This is a genomic window from Streptomyces sp. SID12501, from assembly GCF_010550245.1.
Taxonomy (GTDB): domain Bacteria; phylum Actinomycetota; class Actinomycetes; order Streptomycetales; family Streptomycetaceae; genus Streptomyces.
On sequence record NZ_JAAGLU010000544.1, the window covers coordinates 1 to 463 of the forward strand.

Here is a 463-nt window from a genome sequence, read left to right on the forward strand (position 1 = left end):
GGATCGTGATGCCCTTCTCGCGCTCGAGGTCGCCCGAGTCCATGGCCCGCTCGTCCACGTGGTCGTGCGCGCCGAACGCGCCGGACTGCCAGAGCATCGCGTCGACGAGCGTCGTCTTGCCGTGGTCGACGTGCGCGACGATCGCGACGTTGCGCAGGTCGGAACGGACGGCCGTGCCGGAGGCCTGGTCGGTGGCGGGCATGCGGGTACTCATCTCAAGAGGGGGGCACGCCGGGCGCGACGCGGCGTCCATCTTACCGCCGTGTCCAGCGCCACCACCATGTGAGGTCCGCCGCTCCCGGCGTCAGCGCGGGCACGGGGTCGAGCACGGGCAGCCCCGGGTCCTCGTCCGCCGACCGCTCCGCGGTCAGCGTCACGACCGGGGTGCGCACGAGCGGCAGCACCGCGCCCGACGCGACCAGGGCGGCGGACACCTCCGCGACCTGCGCGGGGACGACCGCGG

At 74.5% G+C, this 463-nt stretch carries 2 protein-coding genes; both read right to left on the reverse strand.

Annotation, left to right across the window (positions count from 1 at the left end):
* Positions 1 to 202: GTP-binding protein (locus tag G3I71_RS47195; protein ID WP_239149806.1), on the reverse strand; the 202-nt coding region annotated here is incomplete at its 3' end.
* A 52-nt stretch (positions 203 to 254) separates the two neighbouring features.
* Positions 255 to 463 (reverse strand): hypothetical protein (locus tag G3I71_RS47200; RefSeq protein WP_203733145.1); only part of this gene is annotated, 209 nt, incomplete at its 5' end.